This is a genomic window from Mycobacterium sp. NGS61 (assembly GCF_059812325.1).
The window spans coordinates 904,386-925,785 of record NZ_JCALCL010000001.1 but is presented as its reverse complement, the minus strand read 5'-3'; the positions used below and the strand labels follow the sequence as shown (position 1 = coordinate 925,785).

Genomic DNA, 21,400 nt, shown 5'->3' with positions numbered 1-21,400 from the left:
GAGCTACCGCTAATCCATTGTGGGAATTGAGAATTCGGCACCGTCCTTAATGCCCGACGGCCAGCGCGACGTCACGGTCTTCACCTTGGTGTAGAACTGGATCGACGCGGTCCCGTGCTGGTTGAGGTCACCAAAACCGGACCGCTTCCAGCCGCCGAAGGTGTGGTAGGCCACCGGAACCGGGATCGGCACATTGACCCCGACCATGCCCACCTCCACCCGCGACGTGAAGTCGCGCGCGGAATCGCCGTCACGGGTGAAGATGGCCACCCCGTTGCCGTACTCGTGCTCGGTGGGCAACCGCAGGGCCTCTTCGTAGTCGTGGGCGCGCACGATGCACAGCACCGGGCCGAAGATCTCGTCGGTGTAGATCGACATGTCGGTGGTGACGTGGTCGAACAGGGTGGGGCCGATGAAAAAACCGCCCTCGAGGTTCGCGTCGCCGAAAGTCAGGTCGTCACTGGCCCGCTCGCGGCCGTCGATGACAAGCTCGGCGCCGGCCTCCACGCCCTGGTTGATGTAGTCGCGCACCCGGTGCAGCGCGGCTTCGGTGACCAACGGGCCGTAGTCGGCCTTGGGGTCCAGACTGTGTCCGACGCGCAGGTTGTTGATCCGCTCAATCAGCCTGGCGCGCAGGCGGTCTGCGGTCTGCTCGCCGACCGGGACCGCTACGCTGATCGCCATGCACCGCTCGCCGGCGCTGCCGTAACCGGCGCCGATCAGTGCATCGACGACCTGGTCGAGGTCGGCGTCCGGCATGACGATCATGTGGTTCTTCGCGCCACCGAAGCATTGTGAACGCTTGCCGTTGGCTGCGGCCGTCGAATAGATGTAGTGCGCGATGTCGGAACTGCCGACGAAACCCACCGCCTTGATGTCCGGGTGATGCAAGATGGCGTCGACAGCTTCTTTGTCGCCGTGCACCACCTGGAAGACCCCAGGCGGCAGACCGGCCTGGGTGAACAGCTCGGCCAGTCGCAACGGAACCGACGGGTCGCGCTCACTCGGCTTGAGCACGAACGCATTTCCGCATGCGAGTGCCGGGCCGGCCTTCCACAGCGGGATCATCGCCGGGAAGTTGAACGGGGTGATGCCCGCGACGACACCCAGCGGCTGGCGTAGCGAGTACACGTCGATGCCGGGGCCGGCGCCTTCGGTGTAGTCGCCCTTGAGCAGATGCGGGATGCCGATGCAGAACTCGATCACCTCGATACCGCGCTGGACGTCACCCTTGGCGTCGGCGACCGTCTTGCCGTGCTCGAGCGACAGCAATTCGGCGAGCTCGTCGATGTTCTGATTCACCAGGTCGATGAACCGCATCAGCACGCGGGCACGCCGCTGGGGATTCCAGGCGGCCCAACCCTTTTGGGCCTCCTTGGCCGATGCGACGGCGGCATCGACATCGGCCTGGGAGGCCAGCGGCAGTGTCGCCTGGACCTCGCCGGTGCTCGGGTTGAGCACGTCGGCGGTGCGGGTGGACTGCCCGGCGGTGCGCCGGCCGTCGATGAAGTGCGGAATCTGTGTGGTCATGTGGTCCCTGTCAGGAGAGGGATGGTGGATACTTGCATATCCTAGTAAATCGGATTCAGCGTTGGCAAATCCCGGGAGATGGGCGGCTGGCGGGGAGTCCGTAGCGGGCGTATGCTCGAACATATGTTCGATTCAATGTCTGCGTCCGCGCTGGGCGGCGGTGCCGGCGAGGCCGATCTGATCGCGCGCATCACCGCCCTGGAACAGCTCAAAAGCCGGGCCGCCGCCGAACAGGCACGCCTAACAGCTGAATTGATAACTGCCCGGCGCGCGGCTGAAGCTGCGGCCGGGGTGCCCACCCGCAAGCAGTGCCGCGGGCTGGCCGGTGAGGTCGCGTTGGCCCGGCACGACTCGCCGGCCCGTGGGGGCCAGCACCTCGGTTTCGCCAACGCACTGGTCCACGAGATGCCGCACACTCTGGCCGCGCTATACGCCGGGGTGTTGTCGGAATGGCGCGCCACCTTGATTGTGCGCGAATCGGCGTGCCTGGATGTCGAGGATCGCCGCACGCTCGACCGCGAATTGTGCGCCGACGCCACGGAATTGCAGGGAATGGGCGACAGGCGGGTGAGTGCGGCGGCCCGGGCCATCGCCTACCGCCTCGATCCGCATGCGGTCGTCGATCGCGCCGCCAAGGCCGAGAAAGAGCGCACTGTGACCATCCGGCCCGCGCCGGACACCATGACGTGGGTCAGCGCCCTGCTGCCCGTTGCGAAGGGGGTCGGGGTCTACGCCGCACTGCGCCGCGCCGCCGACACCACGTTCGACGGGCGCTCCCGCGGCCAAGTCATGGCCGACACCTTGTTCGAGCGGGTCACCGGGACGCCCGCCGACGTGCCGGCGCCGGTCGCGGTCAACATGACGATCTCCGATGAGGCGTTGCTCGGGGACGAACGCAGCGCCGCCGTGATCGACGGCTATGGGCCGATCCCGGCCGCGGTGGCGCGCAACCTCATCAACAGCGCGCTGGCCGACACCAGGTCCCGGGCCACCCTGCGCCGCCTCTACGTCCGACCTCAGACCGGCGCCCTGGTCGCGATGGAGGCGCGCTCGCGCGCCTTCCCTCGCGGGCTGGCCCACTTCATCGGGCTACGCGACCAAACCTGCCGCACCCCCTACTGCGACGCCCCCATCCGCCACCGTGACCATGTCCGGCCGTGGCAGCGGGGTGGCCCCACCTCCGCCGACAACGGCCAGGGCCTGTGCGAATACTGTAACTACGTCAAAGAGTCGGCCGGTTGGACCGTGGCCACGGCGACCGGCGAAAACCAGAGGCACACAGCCGAATACACCACACCCACCGGAGCCCACTACCACTCCACGGCGCCGCGGCCACCTGGTTATCCCCGACTCGACTCGTTGCTGGATCTGCACGCCGCCTAGGCAAGAGCCCGGATGAATTGCTGCGTCTCATCCCAGGTGGGCAACAAGCCGGACTCGCGCACCTCGTCGAAGCTGGGGGCTACCGCGTCGCGGTCGGACAAGCTGGGAGCGGCGCCGTCCACCAGCGGCCAGTCGATGGCCAGCACGGGGTCGGTGGCGCGGATGGTGTGCTCTCGCTGCGGGTTGTACTCCGCCGAACACAGATACATCACCGTCGAATTGTCTTCCAGGGCAAGGAAACCGTGGCCGAGACCCTCGGAGATGTAGACCGTGTTGTGCACACGGGAGTCCAGGCGGACGGCGTCCCACTGCCCGAAGGTCGGTGAACCGATCCGGATATCGACCACCACGTCGAAGATGGCACCGGTCAAGCAGGTCACATACTTGGCCTGGCTGGGTGGCAGCTGGGCGAAGTGCAGACCCCGCAAAGCTCCCGCCGACGACACCGAGCAGTTGGCCTGCTTGATGTCCAGACTGTGGCCGGTGAATTCCCGGAAGCCGCGGTCGGTCAGCCATTCGAAGAACAGCCCGCGGGAATCAGGATGGATTTTCGGGGTGATCTCCCAGGCGCCAGGGATCTTCAGTTCGCGCGCTTCCATGTCACTGACCACGCTCTGCGTATCGGGCCTCGGCGGCATCTTTGACCGGGCGCCACCACGATTCGTTGGCCCGATACCAGTCGATGGTGGCTTGCAGTCCTTCTTCGAAATCGGTGTGCTTTGGCGCCCAACACAATTCGGTGTTGAGCAGCGTCGGATCGATGGCGTACCGAAGATCGTGGCCAACGCGGTCGGTCACGTGGTCGAAGTCGTCGGGGTCGCGACCCATCATGCGCAACACCGTGCGCAGGACCGTCAGGTTGTCGCGTTCACCCTCTGAGCTGATCAGGTAGGTGCGGCCGATCTGACCTTTCTCCAGGATGCTGCGCACCGCGCTGTTGTGGTCCTCGACGTGTATCCAGTCCCGTACGTTGGCCCCCGCGCCGTAGAGCTTGCACCGACGGCCGGTAAGCACGTTGGTGATCTGGCGGGGGATGAACTTCTCGATGTGCTGATACGGACCGTAATTGTTCGAGCAGTTGGACAGGGTTGCGCGCACGCCGTAGGACCGCACCCAGGCCCGGACCAGCATGTCGCTGCCGGCCTTGGTCGCCGAGTACGGGCTCGACGGGTTGTACGGCGTGGATTCGGTGAACCGCTGGGGATCGCCCAGTTCCAGGTCGCCGTACACCTCGTCGGTGGAGATGTGGTGCAACCGGACTCCGTGGCGCCGCACCGCCTCCAGGATGGTGAACGTGCCGATCACGTTCGTGTGCAGGAACGGCTCCGGATCATCGAGTGCGTTGTCCACATGGGATTCGGCGGCGAAGTGGACGACGGCGTCGGATTCGGCCACCAGCGACGAGACCAGCTCAGCATCGCAGATATCGCCTTCGACGAATCTGATGGCGTCGGCCACGTTGGCCAGCGACTCCCGCCGGCCGGCGTAGGTCAGCGAGTCGATGACGGTCACCGAATCCTCGGGGTGTTCGCGCACGGTGCTGTGCACGAAGTTCGCGCCGATGAAGCCCGCCCCTCCGGTGACCAGCAGTCGCATGGGGCCAACCCTAATGGGTGAGGCTCAGCGCTCCAGCCAGTTCGTCGAGGACCGGTATCAGCTGCTCGGGACGCGAGGCACCCAGGACCTGGACCGCGACGTGGTCGGCACCGGCGTCGATGTGCTCGTTGAGGCGCCGCGCGATCGCGTCGGGGGTGCCGTAGGCGACCAGCGCGTCGATCAGCCGGTCGCTACCAGGCTTGCGCACGTCGTCCTCGGTGAAGCCCAGCCGCAACCAGTTGTTCACGTAGTTGCTCAGGCCGAGGTAGAAGTCGACGAACTTGCGGCCCACCGCGCGGGCCTCGGCCGCGTCGGTGGTGAGGACGACCTTGTGCTCCGGCGCCAGAAATACGGTGTTGCCCACCAGATGCCGTGCCTTGCCGGTGTGTTCAGGCGTTGTCAGGTACGGATGCGCACCCGCGCTGCGTGCGGCGGCCAGTTCCAGCACCCGCGGGCCGAGCGCCGCAAGCACCCTGCGACTCGTCGGCACCAGCGCATTGTCCAGCGCGTCGAGGTAGGACACCAGCGCGTCATACGGCTTCTGGTACTGCTCGGTGTGTTCGGGATGACCCACTCCGACCCCGAGCAGGAACCGACCTGGATAGGCGGATTCGATGCGCTGATAGGACGCCGCGACCTCGGCGGCCGGCGCCGTCCACACATTCACGATCCCGGTGGCCAGCTGCAGCGAACTGGTCTCGGCCAGCGCGGGTTCGACCCAGGCCAGGTCGGCGTCCGGGGAAGCGCCGATCCACGCCCCGCCGTAGCCGAGGGATTCGATCTGGGCCGCCAACTCCGGTTCCAGGGACCGGGAGCCCAGCCATACGCCGAACCGCCCCAAATCAGGTTTGAGTGAAACTGAGCCAGTCATCTAGCCCCCTATACCCGTTCGAGCCCGAGCGCCCCGGCCAATTCGGCCAGGGCCGGGACAAGGTTCTCATTCCGGGTCAGAACCTGGACGGGGACGTGGTCGGCACCGGCGTCGAGGTGCTCGCGCAGCCGGCCAGCGATCGCATCGGTGGTCCCGTACGCGACCACCGCGTCCACCAGCCGGTCGCTGCCCGGCTTGGCGACATCGTCGTCGGTGAAACCGAGTCGCTTCCAGCTGTTCAGGTAGTTGGCGAGATTGAGATAGATCTCGAGGGCCTTGCGTCCCACCGCTCGCGCTTTCTCGGCGTCGGTGGTGAGGATGACTTTGTGTTCGGGCGCCAAGAACGCCGACGGCCCGATCAGCTCGCGCGCCCGCGCGGTGTGTTCGGGCGTGGTCAGGTACGGGTGTGCCCCGGCGCTGCGCTGCGCGGAAAGCTTGAGCACCCGCGGACCCAGTGCGGCCACCACGCGGCGGTGCGCAGGCACGCCGTGCTCGTCGAGCTGATCCAGATACTCGGTCAGCGCGTCGTACGGCTTGCGGTATTGCGCGTGTGCCTCGGGATGGCCGACACCGATGCCCAGCAGGAACCGGCCCGGGTAGGCCTTGTCGATCCGGTGAAACGATTTGGCAACCGGTCCGGCCGGCGCAGTCCAGATGTTGACGATGCCGGTGGCCACCTGCAGGGTGCTGGTCGCCGCCAGGATCGGTTCCACCCAGTCCAGTTCGGCGGGCGGAGAGCCGCCCACCCAGACCGCGCCGTAGCCCAACGCTTCGATCTCCCTGGCTTGCTGCGGCGTGACGCCGCGTCCGAACGATCCGAATCGGGACAGGTCGGGTTTGCTCTGAGCTGAATCCGTCATGACGGGTCCAACCTGTGCGCTGACCGGCCCTATTCCGGGTTCGGGCGCTGATCTGCAGCGTTTTGCGTCGGGGGCGGCGAAGCGGGTATCGTGGACCAACGGTGCGGCGTCCGTGCCGACTCTTGGCGTGCCCTATCTGAAATTTCTTCCAGGAATTTCCATCATCGGTTCACGTTTTGCAGTTCGGACGAATGCTGCGCCCAACCAGGTGCACGGAACCAAAAGTAGAGGATCGTCAAAGCGTAATGGCCAAGAAGGACGGTGCCATAGAGGTCGAGGGTCGCGTGGTCGAACCCCTGCCGAATGCGATGTTTCGCATCGAGCTGGAGAACGGCCACAAGGTGCTCGCCCACATCAGCGGCAAGATGCGGCAGCACTACATTCGTATCCTGCCCGAGGACCGGGTGGTGGTGGAGTTGTCTCCCTACGACCTGTCCCGTGGCCGCATTGTGTACCGGTACAAGTAGCGCACTGACATTGAATAGCAAGCCCAGAGGAAGAACAGGACCGAGACTGCCGTGAAGGTGAACCCGAGCGTCAAGCCGATCTGTGACAAGTGCAGGGTGATCCGTCGGCACGGACGGGTCATGGTGATCTGCCAGGACCCGCGCCACAAGCAGAGACAAGGTTAGTCAGGGCTTCGGCCCAACAACTGAATGCAGACCTCCCAGTTCCACTGAGCGGATAGGCCGTTCAACACGTCCGGACGGAGGCCGGACCCCGTCGCCCAGAACCTTCTGGGCAGGGAACGGACTGGGAAAAGACCTCCGCTGAGAAAGAGGAAACGCCACCTATGGCTCGACTAGTAGGCGTCGATCTGCCGCGCGACAAGCGCATGGAGATCGCGCTGACCTACATCTTCGGTGTGGGTCGCACCCGCTCGAACGAGATCCTTGCTGCCACCGGCATTGACAAGGACCTGCGCACCCGAGACCTCACCGACGACCAGCTGACCCAGTTGCGCGACTACATCGAAGCCAACCTGAAGGTGGAGGGTGACCTGCGCCGCGAGGTGCAGGCCGACATTCGCCGCAAGATCGAGATCGGTTGCTACCAGGGCCTGCGGCACCGTCGCGGCCTACCGGTGCGCGGCCAGCGGACCAAGACCAACGCGCGGACCCGCAAAGGCCCCAAGCGCACCATCGCCGGCAAGAAGAAGGCCAGGTAACCCCGAATGCCACCAGCAAAGAAGGCAGCCGCAGGCCCGAAGAAGGGGCAGAAGACCCGTCGTCGGGAAAAGAAGAACATCCCGCACGGTGCCGCCCACATCAAGAGCACGTTCAACAACACGATCGTGACCATCACCGACCCGCAGGGCAATGTGATCGCGTGGGCCTCGTCGGGTCACGTCGGTTTCAAGGGCTCGCGTAAGTCGACTCCGTTCGCCGCTCAGCTGGCCGCGGAGAACGCCGCGCGCAAGGCCCAGGAGCACGGCGTCAAGAAGGTCGACGTCTTCGTGAAGGGCCCGGGATCGGGCCGCGAGACCGCCATCCGGTCGTTGCAGGCCGCCGGCCTCGAGGTAGGCGCGATCTCCGACGTCACCCCCCAGCCGCACAACGGCTGCCGCCCGCCCAAGCGCAGAAGGGTCTAGAAAACCATGGCACGTTACACCGGACCCATCACGCGCAAGTCGCGCCGGTTGGGCACCGACCTCGTCGGCGGCGACCAGTCCTACGAGAAGCGTCCCTACCCGCCCGGCCAGCACGGCCGCGCGCGGGTCAAGGAAAGCGAATACCGTCAGCAGCTGCAGGAGAAGCAGAAGGCCCGCTTCACCTACGGCGTGATGGAGAAGCAGTTCCGCCGCTACTACGAAGAGGCGACCCGGCATTCCGGCAAGACCGGTGAGGAACTGCTGAAGATCCTGGAGAGTCGGCTCGACAACGTCGTGTACCGCGCCGGGCTGGCCCGGACCCGGCGGATGGCCCGTCAGCTGGTCACCCATGGCCACTTCACGGTCAACGGTGTACGCGTCGACGTGCCCAGCTATCGGGTGTCGCAGTACGACATCATCGATGTGCGGGACCAGTCGGTGAACACGGTGCCGTTCCAGATCGCGCGGGAGACCGCGGGCGACCGGCCCATCCCGAGCTGGCTGCAGGTGGTGGGGGAGCGGCAGCGCATCCTGATCCACCAGCTGCCCGACCGTGCGCAGATCGACGTCCCGCTCGCCGAGCAGCTGATCGTCGAGTACTACTCGAAGTAGCGAGAGACTTCTGGTTCGGCAGCCGCCGGAACGGAACCCAAACGGCATCAAATAGCGGGTGCCGAGAAGGAGATAGAGAAACACCATGCTGATTTCTCAGCGCCCCACCCTGTCCGAGGACATCCTCACCGACAGCCGGTCCCAGTTCGTCATCGAACCGCTGGAGCCGGGTTTCGGTTACACCCTTGGCAATTCGCTGCGTCGTACGCTGCTGTCGTCGATTCCCGGCGCGGCCGTCACCAGCATTCGCATCGACGGTGTGCTGCACGAGTTCACCACCGTGCCCGGAGTCAAGGAAGACGTCACCGACATCATCCTGAACCTCAAGAGCCTGGTCGTCTCGTCCGAAGAGGACGAGCCGGTCACCATGTACCTGCGCAAGCAGGGCCCGGGTGAGGTCACTGCCGGCGACATCGTGCCGCCGGCCGGCGTCACCGTGCACAACCCGTCGATGCACATCGCCACCCTGAACGACAAGGGCAAGCTGGAGGTCGAGCTCGTCGTCGAGCGCGGCCGCGGCTACGTGCCGGCCGTGCAGAACCGCGCCTCGGGTGCCGAAATCGGCCGTATCCCCGTCGATTCCATCTACTCACCGGTGCTCAAGGTGACCTACAAGGTGGACGCCACCCGTGTCGAGCAGCGCACCGACTTCGACAAGCTGATCCTCGACGTGGAGACCAAGAGCTCGATCACCCCGCGTGACGCGCTGGCCTCGGCCGGTAAGACGCTGGTCGAACTGTTCGGTCTGGCACGCGAACTCAACGTCGAGGCCGAGGGCATCGAGATCGGGCCGTCGCCGGCCGAGGCCGACCACATCGCGTCGTTCGCGCTGCCCATCGACGATCTGGATCTGACCGTGCGGTCCTACAACTGCCTCAAGCGCGAAGGCGTGCACACCGTCGGCGAATTGGTCTCGCGCACCGAGTCCGACCTGCTCGACATCCGCAACTTCGGTCAGAAGTCCATCGACGAGGTGAAGGTCAAGCTCCACCAGCTGGGCCTCTCACTCAAGGACAGCCCGCCGAGCTTCGATCCGTCCGAGGTCGCCGGGTACGACGTCGCCACCGGCACCTGGTCCACCGAGGGTGCCTACGACGACCAGGACTACGCGGAAACCGAACAGCTCTAACTCAATCTCGTCCCGGTCCTACCTGATACGGGGGCCGGCCCCACCTAGGAGAAGTCGCAATGCCCAAGCCCACCAAGGGTCCTCGTCTCGGCGGGTCGTCCTCGCACCAGAAGGCGATTCTGGCCAACCTGGCCACGTCGTTGTTCGAGCACGGCCGGATCAAGACCACCGAGGCCAAGGCGCGGGCGCTGCGACCCTACGCGGAGAAGCTGGTCACCCACGCCAAGAAAGGCACGCTGCACAATCGGCGTGAGGTGATGAAGAAGATCCGCGATAAGGATGTGGTGCACACGCTGTTCGCCGAGATCGGCCCGTTCTTCTCCGACCGCGACGGCGGTTACACCCGCATCATCAAGGTCGAGCCGCGCAAGGGCGACAACGCACCGATGGCTGTGATCGAGCTGGTGCGGGAGAAGACGGTGACCTCGGAGGCCGACCGGGCGCGCCGGGTCAAGGCGTCCAAGAAATCCGAGGCACCCGAGGCGGCGGCCGCGGCACCGCAGGCTGCGGTGGAGCCGGAGGCAGTGGACTCCTCGGCCGATGAGGCTGCCGCGGAGACCGAGGACGCACCCGAAACCGCGGCCGTGGCGCCGCAGGGCGGGCTCGAGGAATCCGAAGAGGCTCCCGAGAATTAGTGGGCTCGTCCGTCTGAGGCTCGATATCGCCTATGACGGAACCGATTTCGCGGGCTGGGCGGCACAGGCGGGTCAGCGCACGGTCGCCGGCGTCCTTGACGACGCGCTGACGACCGTGTTCCGCACGCCGGTGCGGTTGCGTGCTGCCGGGCGCACCGACGCCGGGGTGCACGCGGCCGGACAGGTCGCCCATGTGGACGTGCCTGCGGACGCGGTGCCCAACGCCTACTCGCGAACCGCTCCGTCCGGGGACCCGGAGTTCCGGGCATTGGTGCGGCGGCTGGGCCGGTTCCTGCCCGCCGACGTACGCGTGCTCGAAATAGCCCGTGCGCCGGCAGGTTTCGATGCCCGGTTCTCGGCGCTGCGGCGCCACTACGTCTACCGGTTGTCGACGGCGGTCTACGGTGTGGTGCCACAGCAGGCGCGTTTCATCACCGCCTGGCCACGCGATCTGGACATCGACGCGATGGCCGTCGCCTCGCGAGGCCTGTTGGGGTTGCACGACTTTGCCGCATTCTGCCGGCGCCGCGAAGGCGCGACGACGATCCGGGAACTGCAGCGGCTGGACTGGACGCGGGCTGGGGATCTGGTCACCGCGCGGGTCAGCGCGGACGCCTTCTGCTGGTCGATGGTGCGCTCATTGGTGGGGGCGCTACTGGCGGTGGGCGAGCACCGACGAAATCCCGACTGGTGCGTCGAAATGCTCACTGCGACAAGTAGATCCAGCGATTTCGCGGCGGCACCGCCACAGGGCCTGACCCTGGTGCAGGTGGACTATCCACCCGCCGACCAACTCGCGGCGCGGACGCTGATCACCCGCGATCTGCGGTCCAGCTAGAGTTTCCCGGCCACAAACGCGGCAGCCTGATCGATGAGTCCGGAGCTGAGGTAGGAGGGCTGCAGGTGCGCCGGCCAGCTGGTGCCTCTGCCGCAGATGGGGTCGCCCGGCGCGCACTGGTCGATCGTCTTGGCGGCGTAGGCGGGGGCGATTCCCCGGGTGCCGTTGCCGAACAACGCGACCGCCGCCACGTGCTGGTCCATGCCCGGCGCCATCCGGCAGCACGTCGCGACATCGGCCACCTCCGCGCCCAGCGAATAACCGCCAAGCACCTCACGGGTGTTGGGGCAACTCTTGGCCATCGACTGCACGTGACCGCTCATGTCGTTGGCGCCGCTGTCGACGCTGATGTTGGCGGGATAGTTCACCCCGTAGACACCGATCGACTTACTCGTCTTGGAACGTAGCGAACTGACGAGAGCATCGCCGATCTGACCGACCCCCGGCGGCTCTTCGCGTCCCCGGGCGAAGACGACCTCGGCGTCCGGACAACCTGCCGCCACGGCAGGAGTCGCGGCGAGCACGGACGCGAACGGGAGCAGTGCAACAGCTACAAAGACGGCCAACCGGCCGATCGACACACGCCTCATGATCCGATGCTACGGATACTTCGGCAGTGGGTCAGTGGACCTGTATGCCGGTCCCGGGCGAACTCACGATAGAACCGGGCGCAGGTGCTACCGGGACGGGCGACGGGACTGTGCTCGGTGATCCTGGCACCAGCGGTGCGGGGGAGGCGGGAAACAACGGGCTGTTGCCCGGGAGCTGGCTGGGCAGGTGCGGCGTGGTCCCCGCCATCAGCTTGTTCGCCACGAAGGAGGCAGCCAGGGTCGTGTAGGTCGGGACATAGCCCTCGGTGTGCCCGGTCCACTCGTTTCCGGCCCCGGCGTGGCAGATCGGGTCGATCGGGTTGCAGTAGTCGACGGCCTTGGCGCCCAGCAGCGGGCTCAGCGTCGGCAACGATCCACCGGACCGGTCGGCGACGTCGCCGAAGGTGACCACGGCCGCGACGTTGGCGGCGTACTCAGGCGGCAGCGCACTGCCCCAACTGATGCCACCGATCGGCACGCCGGCGACGATGTCCATCACCGATGCGCCCTGCGAATAGCCACCCAGCACGATCTTGGTGCTCGGGCAGGACGACGCCGTCGACTTGACGTGCGAAATCACGTCGTTAGCGCCGTCGCCACCGTGTAGCTGCAACTTGCTGGCGGCGTAGTTGACGCCGTAGGTGCGGATGTTCAGGCCGCTGGTCTGCTGACGCAACGATTGCACGAATGCATCACCCACCCGGCCCATGCCGACCGGCTCGTTGGTTCCCCTGGCGAAAACCACCTCGGCGTCCGGGCAGTCGGCCGCCGCGGCCACCGGAACCGTCGCAGCAGGAGAGACGAGTGTCGCGGCGATCAATGCGCCGACGCCCACTCCGGCCTGACCGGCTGAGCGGAGGAATTCCTGAAGCACGCCGAAATTTTACCCGCAGCCGGGTCGGGCAAAACCCTCGTGGGTGTGGATGAACGGCGTCGGCCTACCGGTCCGCGACCTAACGTAGACGGCGATTCGGCAACATTCCGGGAGATCAAGTGCCGCCCCAAGCGTCGACCTGGCTGCACGCCAGCGGCCACCGATTCCTGCTGCGTCGCATCGAATGCGCGTTGCTGGGCAGGGATCCGCGGTTGGTCGGCGGGCCGCCGCGCGCCCAGGCCGCTGCGTTGGCGGGTGGCTGCGCGCTGGCCGTTGTCGCGGTTGTGGTTTGCGCAAGTCTGGCTTTGCTACGGCCGCAGGTCGACCTCGGGGACGCTCGAATCGCGATGGGCAGGACGTCCGGTGCGTTGTATGTGCGGGTCGGCGACACCTGGCATCCGGTGCTGAACCTGGCCTCGGCGCGGTTGATCGCGGCAGTGGACGCCAATCCGACGCCGGTGCCGGAGTCTGCCCTGATCGCTGTCAAACATGGTGCGCTGCTGGGCATTCCAGGTGCGCCGCAGATGTTGACGCCGCCGCTGTCGCCGGACGAGTCGGTCTGGACCGTCTGTGACAGTGACGATGCTGCGACTACGACGGTGTTGGTCGGCCCGGTACCGGCATCGGCACCGCGCCGCCTGGAACCTGACCGGGCCGTGCTGGCGACGGCTGGGTCGGATTCGCCGGTATATCTGCTCTACCGTGGACGTCGCGCGGTGGTGGACCTGGCTGACCCCGCGGTGCTGCGTGCTGCGGGACTGTCCGGCCAAGCTCCGCGCCGGGTTTCACCGCTTTTGCTCAATGCCATCCTGGAGGTGCCGCCCATCGCCGTCCCGCGGATCCGCCGTGCGGGCGGGCCCGCCGGGTCCTGGCTGCCGGGATTCGCGGTGGGAAGTGTGTTGCGGATCACGCGCGCCTCGGGTGACGAGCATTACGTCGTGCTCGACGCGGGAGTCCAGCGAATCGGTCGTTTCACCGCGGACCTGCTGCGGTTCAGCGATTCGCAGGGCACCGCGGGGGTGATCGCGGTGGCCCCCGATGTGATCCGGGCGGCTCCGCTGGTGCACACGCTGCCCGTGGCCGGCTTTCCTGACGAGACACCGCACCTCTCCGGCGACACCACGGTGTGCGCAACATGGCAGCCTGCGCGTTCGGGTTCAGCCGACAGCACCGTGCTGACCGGCAGCGGTCTGCCGCCGGGTCGTGCGGTCAGCCTGGCGCAGGCCGACGGCCGCGGGCCCGCAGTCGACGCCGTCCGGATTCCGCCCGGCCGCACCGCGTACGCAGTCGGGCAGGTCCTCGGCGGGAGCGGGCCGGCCTACGGCACCCGCTACCTGGTGACCGATACCGGAGTGCGGTTTGCGATCCACGACGACGATGCCGCTCGTGCCCTCGGGCTGCCGGCGACCGCTGCACCCGCGCCGTGGCCGGTGCTGGCGGCCCTGCCGGGCGGACCGGAACTGAGCAGAGAGCAGGCGTCAGTGGCGCGTGACACCATCGGCACGGGCGCGCCGTAGCCGGCCGGTCACCACCGTCACCAACACCGCTAGGAGACAGGCCGCCGCGCCGCCGAACGCGGTGGTGCGGGGACGGCTGTCCGACGGTTGCCGGGTTTGGATAGCTGGTAGGTCGATGTGTGTCGGTGCCGTGCCGGCGGTCGGTGGGGTGGCGGCGGTGCTGATCGCGGCCAGGGCGTCGACAGTGCCGTGACCGACCAGCGGATCCCAGCCGGCGGGTGGATGATGTGCCGTCGACTCGATGCGTTGCATGACCTGGCGTGCGGTCATCGTCGGGAACCGGGCCCGGATCAGCGCGGCCACCCCGCTGACCACTGGCGCGGCATAGCTGGTACCCGACAGCGGCGCGGCGTTGGTGCTGTTCACCAGCCCGTCGGTGACCGGACTCAACGAGGTGACGCCCTCGCCCGTCGCCGCGACATCGACCCAGGGCCCGGCCAGGGTGAACGACGACGGCGCGCCCTGGGAGTTCACCGAGCCGACCGTCAGTACGTATTCGTCGTACCAGGCCGGACTGACCACCACCGCCACGGTGTCCCGGGTGGCACCGGGGGGTTGCGGTGGGCACTGGGCCGGTCCGCCGCTGTTACCTGCCGCCGCGACAACGACCGCGTTCTTGACGTCCACCGCATAGGCCAGGGCCGCCCCCAGTGCGCGGTCGTCGATCTTGTCCGCGGCGGCCACGCATGCGACCGACGAGATGTTGATGACCGAGGCGCCCAGGTCGGCGGCCGTCCGCACGGCCTTCGCCAGGGTCTGGACGTCGCCGACGCCCTGCCGCGACCGGTCGCCGACCGCAGCGAACTTGGAACTGGACTGTCGGATGCTGATCAGCGTGACATCGGGCGCGATGCCGCTGAACGTATCTGCCTTATCTGTTGTGGCAGCGATGATTCCGGCCACCAGCGTGCCGTGTGCGTCACAATCCTGGGTGCCGTCACCGAGGGACACGTAGTCACCGCCGGCCGCCAGATCCTTCAGGCGCGGGTGCCGCCGGACGCCGGTATCGATGACCGCGACGCGCTGCCCAGCGCCGCGGGTCAGTTGCCAGAGCTGGGGCAGGTCGAATCCGGTGAACTGGGTTGGCTGCTCAACCTCGCCCAGCGCGGCTACTTCGCACACCTCCCGCTGCACCGTACGCTGTGACGGCGCCGGCAATGCCGCAGTGGGCAGCCATTTTTCGTCGATCGGTGGCGGCGAGACCGCATATGCCGGAGCTATCTGATACGGCAGCGTCACTGCTGCCGCCAGCAGCAGACCCGGTAGGCGTTTCACGGGTGCAAGTTCAGGCCGCGCACAGTGCTGAACGCACCGCACGTCCAGCAGACCACCGGCACCACAGTGATCAACGCCAAGCAGCCCAGCGAGTCGACGATCCGCTGCGTCGCCGGAGACAGGCGGGTCCTGGGCGCGACGAGATCGAGGTAAATCGCCCCGGCGGTGAGGGTTGCGGTCAGCGCGGCGATCCACGGGCCGTGTGCCGGGGCGGCGATGGCCCAGATCGCGAAGGTGATTGTGAGAGTGGCGATTCCGGTGGCGGCGAACATCATCGCTCTGCTCCGGTCGGTCCGGGAGTGCCACAGCAGTACCGCACCGGTGACGACGGCCAGCATGACGGCGCGGTGGTCGGACAATGCTGCAAGCACGGCCGCGACGGCTGAGGCCGTCGCACACGCGCCGCGAATGCTGGTCAACCACTTGTCGGCGCGCAGCCCTTTATGGGCCAGCTCGGTCTCGCTGCACATTGGTGACAGACCCGTCAGCGCCATCGAGATCCGCGGTGCCATCTCGATCAGTCCCAGGCAGACCGGCACCATAATCGATCCGACAATGTGCGGTGGTGCGCCGCTGATCACCTCCGCCAGTGCGGCGACCGCGCCGACGACGGCACAGCACGCCAGGGCGGCCAATGTTACTGTCCCGCAGTGTGTTATCCGCATAGCCAGCACGGTGGCGGCAGCCGTCGTCATCGCGGCCAGCAACACGTTGGGGGCACCGGGTGGGCCCGGCACCGCAAGCAGACCGGCAACACCGGCGAAGATGGCGGCTACGAGCGAAAGCGCGAGTCCCGCGACCGGGTCGCCGAGACCCCGGTGCCCGACGCCGGCCGCCGCGAGGGCGCCGACTGCGGCGCCCCCGGCGACCACCGCGGCCGTACCCGCACCGGCCGGCGCCACGAATGCGTTTCGGACCAGCACCGCTGCGCCGACCGCGGTGAGACCGCCCGCCGCGACCGCGCCGGTGAGCCGGCCGGGTTCGCGGGACTGGGTCGCGGTGCCCAGCGCGGCTGCCACCGCAGCGGCGTCGTCGTCGCAACGACGCACGGGTGGCAGCGGGTCCACACGGCTCAGGATGAGCACGGCGCCATCTCGGATGCCGTTCTGCGCCAACGTAGTCGAGTTCGGCATCGACGCCCCGCCGATACAGGACAGGCGATGGCGGCCGCGCGGTGCGCCACCCAGGAGGTCGACGATCGGCGGTACGAGTTCGGCGACGGGCAGGGCGGTGGGCAGGGTCAGGTCGGTGCTGACACCTGCGCAATGAACGGTGACGCGACACAACGATTCCGGCATCTGTGCGACGTTAACCGGCTGCTGGGGCGGTGATCTCCGGTTGTCCACAGCCGACTTGTCGCACATTGCACCGGCCCCTAGCGTTGCCCGACTGTGACCGCGGTAATCGAAGTCACGGCACCGCCGGAGGTGCCGCGCTCGGGGTCGTCGAGCCCGCTCGCCCTGGTGGTGCCGATTGTCATGGCGATAGCGATGCTGGGTGTCACCGGCGCGGGATTCCTCACCGGGACGCCGACGGTACGCAATCCCACCTTCATCGCGTTCCCGGCGATGATGTCGGTCTCGCTTCTGGCGACCGCACTCACCGGCCGCAGCCGCCGGCGCGGCGCTGCGCTCAATGCCGAGCGCGATTGGTACTTCAGCTATCTGGGCGAACTACGTGACACGGTCACCCACACCGCTGCAGCACAACACCGCGCACTGATTTCCGCGCACCCCGACCCGGACACACTGTGGACACTGGTCGGCGGCCCGCGCATGTGGGTACCAGTGCAGCCGGAACTCTGCCACGTGCGAATTGGCATCGGTCAGGTGCCGCTGGCGACCCGGCTGGTGGCCGTGCCCGCCCCCGCCGCCTGCGATCCGGTCAGCGACGCTGCGCGACAACGGTTTCTGGGTGCTCACTCAACACTGGAAGCGCCCGTCGTGATAGCGCTGAACGGGAAAGTGACGATCGACGGTGACCCCGGCGAGGTGCGGGACCTGATCCGGGCAATCGTCTGCCGGCTGGCGGTGGCGCAGCCGCCCGGCCAGTTGCTGATCGCAGTGGCTTGTGACCGGAATCCGATCAACTGGGACTGGTTGAAATGGTTGCCGCACAATCGACGTCCAGCCGGTGCTGAGCAGTTGACGTTTGCGACAGTGGGTGAGGCCGGAACTGTCCTGGCTGCGGTCGGCATCCGGGCCGTTCTGGTTGTCGATAGCGCCGAGCCCGCCTCTTCGATCCCCGGGGTCATCCTTCTCGTGGTGGGGGCTGAGGCGACATCGCTGACGGTGCGGCATGGCGATCAGGCCGAGGCGCCACCTGCGCCGGACCGACTCGACGCCGGCGATGCCCTGGCGTGTGCTCGCCGGCTGGCCGCCTACGGGAACTCGGTACCGCGCGGTGACGATGACTGGGCGAGCCTGCTCGGCATCGACAACCTACGTTGTGCCGAACCGAAACTGAGGTGGCGCAATGGCGTTCAGCGTCGGCACCTGCGCGTCCCGATCGGCACCACGGCTGGCGGACAGCCCGTGCAGCTGGACATCAACGAGGCCGCCGAAGGCGGAATCGGCCCACACGGTCTCTGTGTCGGGGCCACCGGATCGGGCAAGTCCGAACTGTTGCGCACTGTCGCGTTGGGCATGATGGCCTGCAACCCACCTGACGTGCTCAACCTTCTCCTCATCGACTTCAAAGGTGGGGCAGCATTTCTCGACTTCGCCGGCTCGCCCCAGGTGGCTGCGGTGGTCACCAATCTGGCCGACGAAGCGCCGCTGGTGGCCCGGATGCGTGATGCGCTGGCGGGGGAGATGAACCGCCGCCAACAGCTGTTGCGCATGGCGGGAGCCGCGAGCATCACGGCCTACAACCAGGCGCCCAGCTCGGTGCCGTTGCCTGCCCTGTTCATCATCGTCGACGAGTTCTCCGAACTGCTCAGCCAACACCCGGATTTCGCCGACACCTTCGTCGCGATCGGCCGACTCGGCCGCTCCCTGGGAATGCACCTGCTGCTGGCCAGTCAGCGGCTCGACGAGGGTCGGCTGCGCGGCCTCGACGCACATCTCTCCTACCGGATCTGCCTCAAGACGCTGTCGGCCAGTGAATCACGGGCCGTGCTGGGGACCCTCGACGCCTACGAGCTGCCCGCCACCCCCGGCGTGGGGTTCCTGCGGGCGGGCAGTGCGGAGCCGGTCCGCTTCCGGGCGGCATATGTGTCCGGGCTGCTGAGGGCCGAACCGGTTGAGGCGCAGGCTGAAGTGCGCCGGTTCACTGCCGAACCGGTCGGCGCCGGGGCACCGTCCGTCGCGGCGCCGCAGCCCTCGGTGCTGCACTCCGTCTTGGACCGGTTGGCCGGGCACGGCCCGCCCGCGCATCAGGTGTGGTTGCCGCCGCTGAGCGTGGCGCCACCCCTGAGCGCGTTACTCGACGCGCACGCCGGTACGCGGCTCACCGTGCCCCTCGGTGTCGTCGACCGCCCGTACCAGCAGTGCCGCACCCCGCTCTTGGTCGATCTGTCCGGCGCCGCGGGCAACGTCGCTGTTGTCGGTGCGCCTCGCGCGGGCAAGTCCACGGCGCTGCGCACTTTGATCACCGCGCTGGCCGCCACCCACGAACCTGAGCAGGTGCAGTTCTACTGCATGGACTTTGGCGGCGGCACGCTGTCCGCGGTGGGCGACCTGCCACATGTGGGCGATCTGGCCGATCGCGCCGCGCCGCAGCTGGTTTGGCGCATGGTTGCTGAAATGGAGTCGGCGGTGCGGGCCCGGGAGGCACCCTGCGGTGCGCGCGGCAATGTGCGGCCGACCGACGCGGAGATCTTTCTGGTCATCGACGGCTGGGCCACGCTGTGCAGGCAGTTCGAGGGGATCGACGAGAAGGTCACCGCCATTGCAGGCCAAGGGCTCTCGTTCGGTGTGCACGTGGTGTTGTCGACGTCGCGGTGGGCGGACCTACGGCCGGCGTTGAAGGATCAGATCGGCACCCGCATCGAACTTCGGCTCGGCGATCCCGCAGACTCCGAAATCGACCGCGGACAGGCACGCCACGTGCCGCCCGACCGCCCCGGCCGCGGGCTGTCCCGGGACGGCAAGCACATGCTGATCGCGCTGCCGGACGGCGTCGGGTTGCGCCGCGGCGCCGGGGTTGCACCCCCGATACCGTTGCTGCCCGACCTGGTGGACTATCCCACCGTCATCGCCGCCTCGGACGAGAATGCGGTGCTGGGGATCGAAGAGCACCGATTACAGCCGCTGACAATCGATTTCGACACCAATCGGCACCTGCTGATACTGGGGGACAACGGCTGCGGCAAGACCGCGGCACTACGGGTGCTGTGCCGCGAAATCGTCCGAACCAACACCGCCGCCCAGGCGCGACTGTTCATCGTCGACTTCCGGCGAACCCTGCTCGGCCTGATCGATTCCGAACACCGTGGCGGGTACGCCATGTCACCGGCTGCACTGGGTTCGATGTTGCCGGAACTGGTCGCCACCCTGCGCGACCGGCGTCCCGGCGCCGATGTCACCGAGGCGCAACTGCGGGCCAGGGCGTGGTGGACGGGGTCCGACATCTATCTCGTCGTCGACGACTACGACCTGGCCGCGGGTTCGTTGTCGGCGCTGCTCGAATATCTGCCCTATGCAACGGATCTCGGATTGCATGTCATCGTGGCCAGACGCAGCGGGGGCGCGGCGCGCGCCCTGTTCGATCCGCTGCTCGCCGGCCTGCGCGACCTCGGGTGCCTCGGGATGCTGATGAGCGGCCAACCGGAGGAGGGACCACTACTCGGGTCGGGCCCGCCGGTGCCGCTGCCCCCGGGACGTGGCAGGCTGATCACCCGTCCCGGTGTCGAGCAGATGGTGCAGGTTGCCTGGAGTCCGCCCCCGTGACCGCACATCGCGCCGTCATCGAAGCCGGACCGACCGTCATCCGCCGATTATGCTGTGGCGCAGTCCAAGCCAGCGAGTCGTGGGTGGCCGCGGTCGAGGCGGTAGACGACGCGGTGACGCTGGTAGACGAGCAGCCGGTGGCCGTCGAGGTGCTGTGGAGCGAGGCGCTGCGCACGTTGGCCGCAGGGCATGACGACGGTGTGATCGTGGTGCATCCGTCGTGGTGGTCGGCGGCGCGCATCGGTGTGATCACCAGTGCCACAAAGGAGTTGAGCGGTGCGGTCACGCTGCGGCCGCGGTCGTGGTTGCTCGCGACGGCAACCGGTGACCAGCTGACTCATCCGGTATCGGTGGAGATCACCGGCCGGTTGGTGGCCGTGCTGGGTACCCAGGCTGTTGCGGTGGCACGCCGGGCGACACCGCAGCAGACAGTCGGGAAGGTCGTCGAGGCCGTGGTGGCGACGGGCACGGCGCCCGTTGTCATCGATGCCGCCGGCGGGGCCGACGGAGCGGCGCAACTCGCAACGCTGCTCGCCGAGGCGGTGCCCGGCGGCGAGCGGACGGTCCTGGTGATCGACGATGCGCGGCTCGCCAGACTCGCCCGGGCCGCTGCGTCCGTGCCGGCGGAGCCGCCTCCGGCGGCGGTGGTGGCCCGGCGGGGGTCGTCGGCGACTCGGCTCGCGGCGGCGGCGGTCGCTGTGACCGGGCTGGCCGTCCCGGCGCTGGCCGTTCCGAGGCCGGGCGGGGTACCCCTGGCGCGGCCGGCGCCGACGACGGTGCTGCTCGAAGGCCGGGTCGCGCTGACGGTGCCCGCCGACTGGGCTACGCAGCGGGTGGTCTCCGGTCCCGGATCGGCGCGGGTACAGATCACCTCGCCGACGGATCCGGAGGTGGCGTTGCACGTCACCCAGTCACCGACGCCCGGCGAGACACTCAGCGGTGCCGCCGAGACACTGCGCCGCGCGATCGACGCCGAACCGGCCGGCGTGTTCGTCGACTTCAACCCGGCCGGTAGCACCGCCGGTCGCCCGGCGGTGACCTACCGCGAGGTGCGGGCCGCTCATGACGTGCGGTGGACGGTGCTGCTCGACGGATCGGTCCGCATCAGCGTCGGGTGTCAGAGCCGGGCGCGGGACCCCGACGCGGTGCGCGATGCGTGCGAGCAGGCCGTGCGGTCGGCGCACGCGGTCGAATAAATACCGGGAAC

At 67.7% G+C, this 21,400-nt stretch carries 21 protein-coding genes; 12 read left to right on the top strand and 9 right to left on the bottom strand.

Annotated elements, in window-relative coordinates:
• Nucleotides 1-9: 9 nt before the first annotated feature.
• Nucleotides 10-1,530 (bottom strand): CoA-acylating methylmalonate-semialdehyde dehydrogenase, encoded by a 1,521-nt coding sequence (locus AC5Y3Z_RS04440; RefSeq protein WP_473139301.1) that lies wholly within the window; start codon nucleotides 1,528-1,530, stop codon nucleotides 10-12.
• A gap of 123 nt (nucleotides 1,531-1,653) precedes the next feature.
• Here AC5Y3Z_RS04440 and AC5Y3Z_RS04435 point away from each other — a divergent pair, with 123 nt between their 5' ends.
• On the top strand, nucleotides 1,654-2,913 hold the full coding sequence (locus AC5Y3Z_RS04435) for an HNH endonuclease (protein ID WP_473139300.1): 1,260 nt from the start codon (nucleotides 1,654-1,656) through the stop codon (nucleotides 2,911-2,913).
• On the opposite strand, the gene AC5Y3Z_RS04430 is transcribed toward AC5Y3Z_RS04435, so the two are convergent.
• Genes AC5Y3Z_RS04430 through AC5Y3Z_RS04415 form a run of 4 tightly spaced genes read right to left on the bottom strand, consistent with a single transcriptional unit; the run spans nucleotide 2,910 to nucleotide 6,240 of the window.
• Nucleotides 2,910-3,512, bottom strand: a complete 603-nt coding sequence (locus AC5Y3Z_RS04430; RefSeq protein WP_473139299.1) for a dTDP-4-dehydrorhamnose 3,5-epimerase family protein — start codon at nucleotides 3,510-3,512, stop codon at nucleotides 2,910-2,912. The genes AC5Y3Z_RS04435 and AC5Y3Z_RS04430 overlap by 4 nt on opposite strands.
• 1 nt (nucleotide 3,513) lies before the next feature.
• The gene (gene rfbB, locus AC5Y3Z_RS04425) at nucleotides 3,514-4,509 is read right to left on the bottom strand and encodes a dTDP-glucose 4,6-dehydratase (RefSeq protein ID WP_473139298.1); all 996 of its coding nucleotides are present in this window, start codon (nucleotides 4,507-4,509) and stop codon (nucleotides 3,514-3,516) included.
• A 10-nt stretch (nucleotides 4,510-4,519) separates the two neighbouring features.
• Nucleotides 4,520-5,380: an LLM class F420-dependent oxidoreductase gene (locus AC5Y3Z_RS04420; RefSeq protein WP_473139297.1), complete on the bottom strand. Its 861-nt coding sequence runs from the start codon at nucleotides 5,378-5,380 to the stop codon at nucleotides 4,520-4,522.
• Nucleotides 5,381-5,388: 8 nt separating this feature from the next.
• Nucleotides 5,389-6,240, bottom strand: a complete 852-nt coding sequence (locus tag AC5Y3Z_RS04415) for an LLM class F420-dependent oxidoreductase (RefSeq protein WP_473139296.1) — start codon at nucleotides 6,238-6,240, stop codon at nucleotides 5,389-5,391.
• A 245-nt stretch (nucleotides 6,241-6,485) separates the two neighbouring features.
• Between AC5Y3Z_RS04415 and infA the strand changes: the two genes are divergently transcribed.
• From infA to truA, 8 genes are all read left to right on the top strand, one after another.
• Nucleotides 6,486-6,707, top strand: coding sequence for a translation initiation factor IF-1 (infA, locus tag AC5Y3Z_RS04410; RefSeq protein ID WP_003418601.1), 222 nt, complete (start codon nucleotides 6,486-6,488; stop codon nucleotides 6,705-6,707).
• Nucleotides 6,708-6,758: 51 nt separating this feature from the next.
• Nucleotides 6,759-6,872, top strand: coding sequence for a 50S ribosomal protein L36 (gene rpmJ / locus AC5Y3Z_RS04405; RefSeq protein WP_003886927.1), 114 nt, complete (start codon nucleotides 6,759-6,761; stop codon nucleotides 6,870-6,872).
• A gap of 161 nt (nucleotides 6,873-7,033) precedes the next feature.
• On the top strand, nucleotides 7,034-7,408 hold the full coding sequence (rpsM, locus tag AC5Y3Z_RS04400) for a 30S ribosomal protein S13 (protein ID WP_463825874.1): 375 nt from the start codon (nucleotides 7,034-7,036) through the stop codon (nucleotides 7,406-7,408).
• Between the two features lie 6 nt (nucleotides 7,409-7,414).
• Nucleotides 7,415-7,831 (top strand): 30S ribosomal protein S11, encoded by a 417-nt coding sequence (rpsK, locus tag AC5Y3Z_RS04395; protein ID WP_463825875.1) that lies wholly within the window; start codon nucleotides 7,415-7,417, stop codon nucleotides 7,829-7,831.
• Nucleotides 7,832-7,837: 6 nt separating this feature from the next.
• Nucleotides 7,838-8,443, top strand: a complete 606-nt coding sequence (gene rpsD, locus AC5Y3Z_RS04390; protein ID WP_463825876.1) for a 30S ribosomal protein S4 — start codon at nucleotides 7,838-7,840, stop codon at nucleotides 8,441-8,443.
• Between the two features lie 85 nt (nucleotides 8,444-8,528).
• Nucleotides 8,529-9,572, top strand: coding sequence for a DNA-directed RNA polymerase subunit alpha (locus AC5Y3Z_RS04385; protein WP_055579866.1), 1,044 nt, complete (start codon nucleotides 8,529-8,531; stop codon nucleotides 9,570-9,572).
• A 59-nt stretch (nucleotides 9,573-9,631) separates the two neighbouring features.
• Entirely contained in the window at nucleotides 9,632-10,207 is a 576-nt protein-coding gene (rplQ, locus tag AC5Y3Z_RS04380; protein WP_473139295.1) for a 50S ribosomal protein L17, read from the top strand.
• A complete protein-coding gene (gene truA, locus AC5Y3Z_RS04375) occupies nucleotides 10,113-11,045 on the top strand; it encodes a tRNA pseudouridine(38-40) synthase TruA (RefSeq protein ID WP_473139294.1) in 933 nt (310 codons plus the stop codon). The genes rplQ and truA overlap by 95 nt, the downstream gene beginning before the upstream one ends.
• Here truA and AC5Y3Z_RS04370 read toward each other — a convergent pair.
• Together AC5Y3Z_RS04370 and AC5Y3Z_RS04365 are read right to left on the bottom strand one after the other, a co-directional pair.
• Nucleotides 11,042-11,635, bottom strand: a complete 594-nt coding sequence (locus AC5Y3Z_RS04370) for a cutinase family protein (RefSeq protein ID WP_463825879.1) — start codon at nucleotides 11,633-11,635, stop codon at nucleotides 11,042-11,044. The two genes, truA and AC5Y3Z_RS04370, sit on opposite strands and share 4 nt — an antisense overlap.
• Before the next feature lie 31 nt (nucleotides 11,636-11,666).
• Nucleotides 11,667-12,509 carry a cutinase family protein gene (locus AC5Y3Z_RS04365; protein WP_473139293.1) on the bottom strand — a complete coding sequence of 281 codons (843 nt, stop codon included), beginning with the start codon at nucleotides 12,507-12,509 and terminating at the stop codon, nucleotides 11,667-11,669.
• A gap of 119 nt (nucleotides 12,510-12,628) precedes the next feature.
• Between AC5Y3Z_RS04365 and eccB the strand changes: the two genes are divergently transcribed.
• Nucleotides 12,629-14,026 carry a type VII secretion protein EccB gene (gene eccB, locus AC5Y3Z_RS04360; RefSeq protein ID WP_473139292.1) on the top strand — a complete coding sequence of 466 codons (1,398 nt, stop codon included), beginning with the start codon at nucleotides 12,629-12,631 and terminating at the stop codon, nucleotides 14,024-14,026.
• Here the strand turns inward: eccB and mycP are convergent.
• Together mycP and eccD are read right to left on the bottom strand one after the other, a co-directional pair.
• Nucleotides 13,988-15,283 (bottom strand): type VII secretion-associated serine protease mycosin, encoded by a 1,296-nt coding sequence (mycP, locus tag AC5Y3Z_RS04355; protein ID WP_473139497.1) that lies wholly within the window; start codon nucleotides 15,281-15,283, stop codon nucleotides 13,988-13,990. The genes eccB and mycP overlap by 39 nt on opposite strands.
• 14 nt (nucleotides 15,284-15,297) lie before the next feature.
• Nucleotides 15,298-16,599: a type VII secretion integral membrane protein EccD gene (gene eccD, locus AC5Y3Z_RS04350; RefSeq protein WP_473139291.1), complete on the bottom strand. Its 1,302-nt coding sequence runs from the start codon at nucleotides 16,597-16,599 to the stop codon at nucleotides 15,298-15,300.
• A 93-nt stretch (nucleotides 16,600-16,692) separates the two neighbouring features.
• On the opposite strand from eccD, the gene eccCb reads away from it, so the two are divergent.
• Both eccCb and AC5Y3Z_RS04340 read left to right on the top strand, forming a co-directional pair.
• Complete coding sequence (gene eccCb, locus AC5Y3Z_RS04345; RefSeq protein ID WP_499917862.1) at nucleotides 16,693-20,193, top strand: type VII secretion protein EccCb; 3,501 nt, start codon at nucleotides 16,693-16,695, stop codon at nucleotides 20,191-20,193.
• Nucleotides 20,190-21,389, top strand: coding sequence for a type VII secretion-associated protein (locus AC5Y3Z_RS04340; RefSeq protein WP_473139789.1), 1,200 nt, complete (start codon nucleotides 20,190-20,192; stop codon nucleotides 21,387-21,389). The genes eccCb and AC5Y3Z_RS04340 overlap by 4 nt, the downstream gene beginning before the upstream one ends.
• Nucleotides 21,390-21,400: the final 11 nt, after the last annotated feature.

Excerpts from the sequence above, each read along its gene's own strand:
- AC5Y3Z_RS04440 (WP_473139301.1), bottom strand. The coding sequence starts at position 1,530 with ATGACCACACAGATTCCGCACTTCATCGACGGCCGGCGCACCGCCGGG.
- AC5Y3Z_RS04435 (WP_473139300.1), top strand. The coding sequence starts at position 1,654 with ATGTTCGATTCAATGTCTGCGTCCGCGCTGGGCGGCGGTGCCGGCGAG.
- AC5Y3Z_RS04430 (WP_473139299.1), bottom strand. The coding sequence starts at position 3,512 with ATGGAAGCGCGCGAACTGAAGATCCCTGGCGCCTGGGAGATCACCCCG.
- rfbB (WP_473139298.1), bottom strand. The coding sequence starts at position 4,509 with ATGCGACTGCTGGTCACCGGAGGGGCGGGCTTCATCGGCGCGAACTTC.
- AC5Y3Z_RS04420 (WP_473139297.1), bottom strand. The coding sequence starts at position 5,380 with ATGACTGGCTCAGTTTCACTCAAACCTGATTTGGGGCGGTTCGGCGTA.
- AC5Y3Z_RS04415 (WP_473139296.1), bottom strand. The coding sequence starts at position 6,240 with ATGACGGATTCAGCTCAGAGCAAACCCGACCTGTCCCGATTCGGATCG.
- infA (WP_003418601.1), top strand. The coding sequence starts at position 6,486 with ATGGCCAAGAAGGACGGTGCCATAGAGGTCGAGGGTCGCGTGGTCGAA.
- rpsM (WP_463825874.1), top strand. The coding sequence starts at position 7,034 with ATGGCTCGACTAGTAGGCGTCGATCTGCCGCGCGACAAGCGCATGGAG.
- rpsK (WP_463825875.1), top strand. The coding sequence starts at position 7,415 with ATGCCACCAGCAAAGAAGGCAGCCGCAGGCCCGAAGAAGGGGCAGAAG.
- rpsD (WP_463825876.1), top strand. The coding sequence starts at position 7,838 with ATGGCACGTTACACCGGACCCATCACGCGCAAGTCGCGCCGGTTGGGC.
- AC5Y3Z_RS04385 (WP_055579866.1), top strand. The coding sequence starts at position 8,529 with ATGCTGATTTCTCAGCGCCCCACCCTGTCCGAGGACATCCTCACCGAC.
- rplQ (WP_473139295.1), top strand. The coding sequence starts at position 9,632 with ATGCCCAAGCCCACCAAGGGTCCTCGTCTCGGCGGGTCGTCCTCGCAC.
- truA (WP_473139294.1), top strand. The coding sequence starts at position 10,113 with ATGAGGCTGCCGCGGAGACCGAGGACGCACCCGAAACCGCGGCCGTGG.
- AC5Y3Z_RS04370 (WP_463825879.1), bottom strand. The coding sequence starts at position 11,635 with ATGAGGCGTGTGTCGATCGGCCGGTTGGCCGTCTTTGTAGCTGTTGCA.
- eccD (WP_473139291.1), bottom strand. The coding sequence starts at position 16,599 with ATGCCGGAATCGTTGTGTCGCGTCACCGTTCATTGCGCAGGTGTCAGC.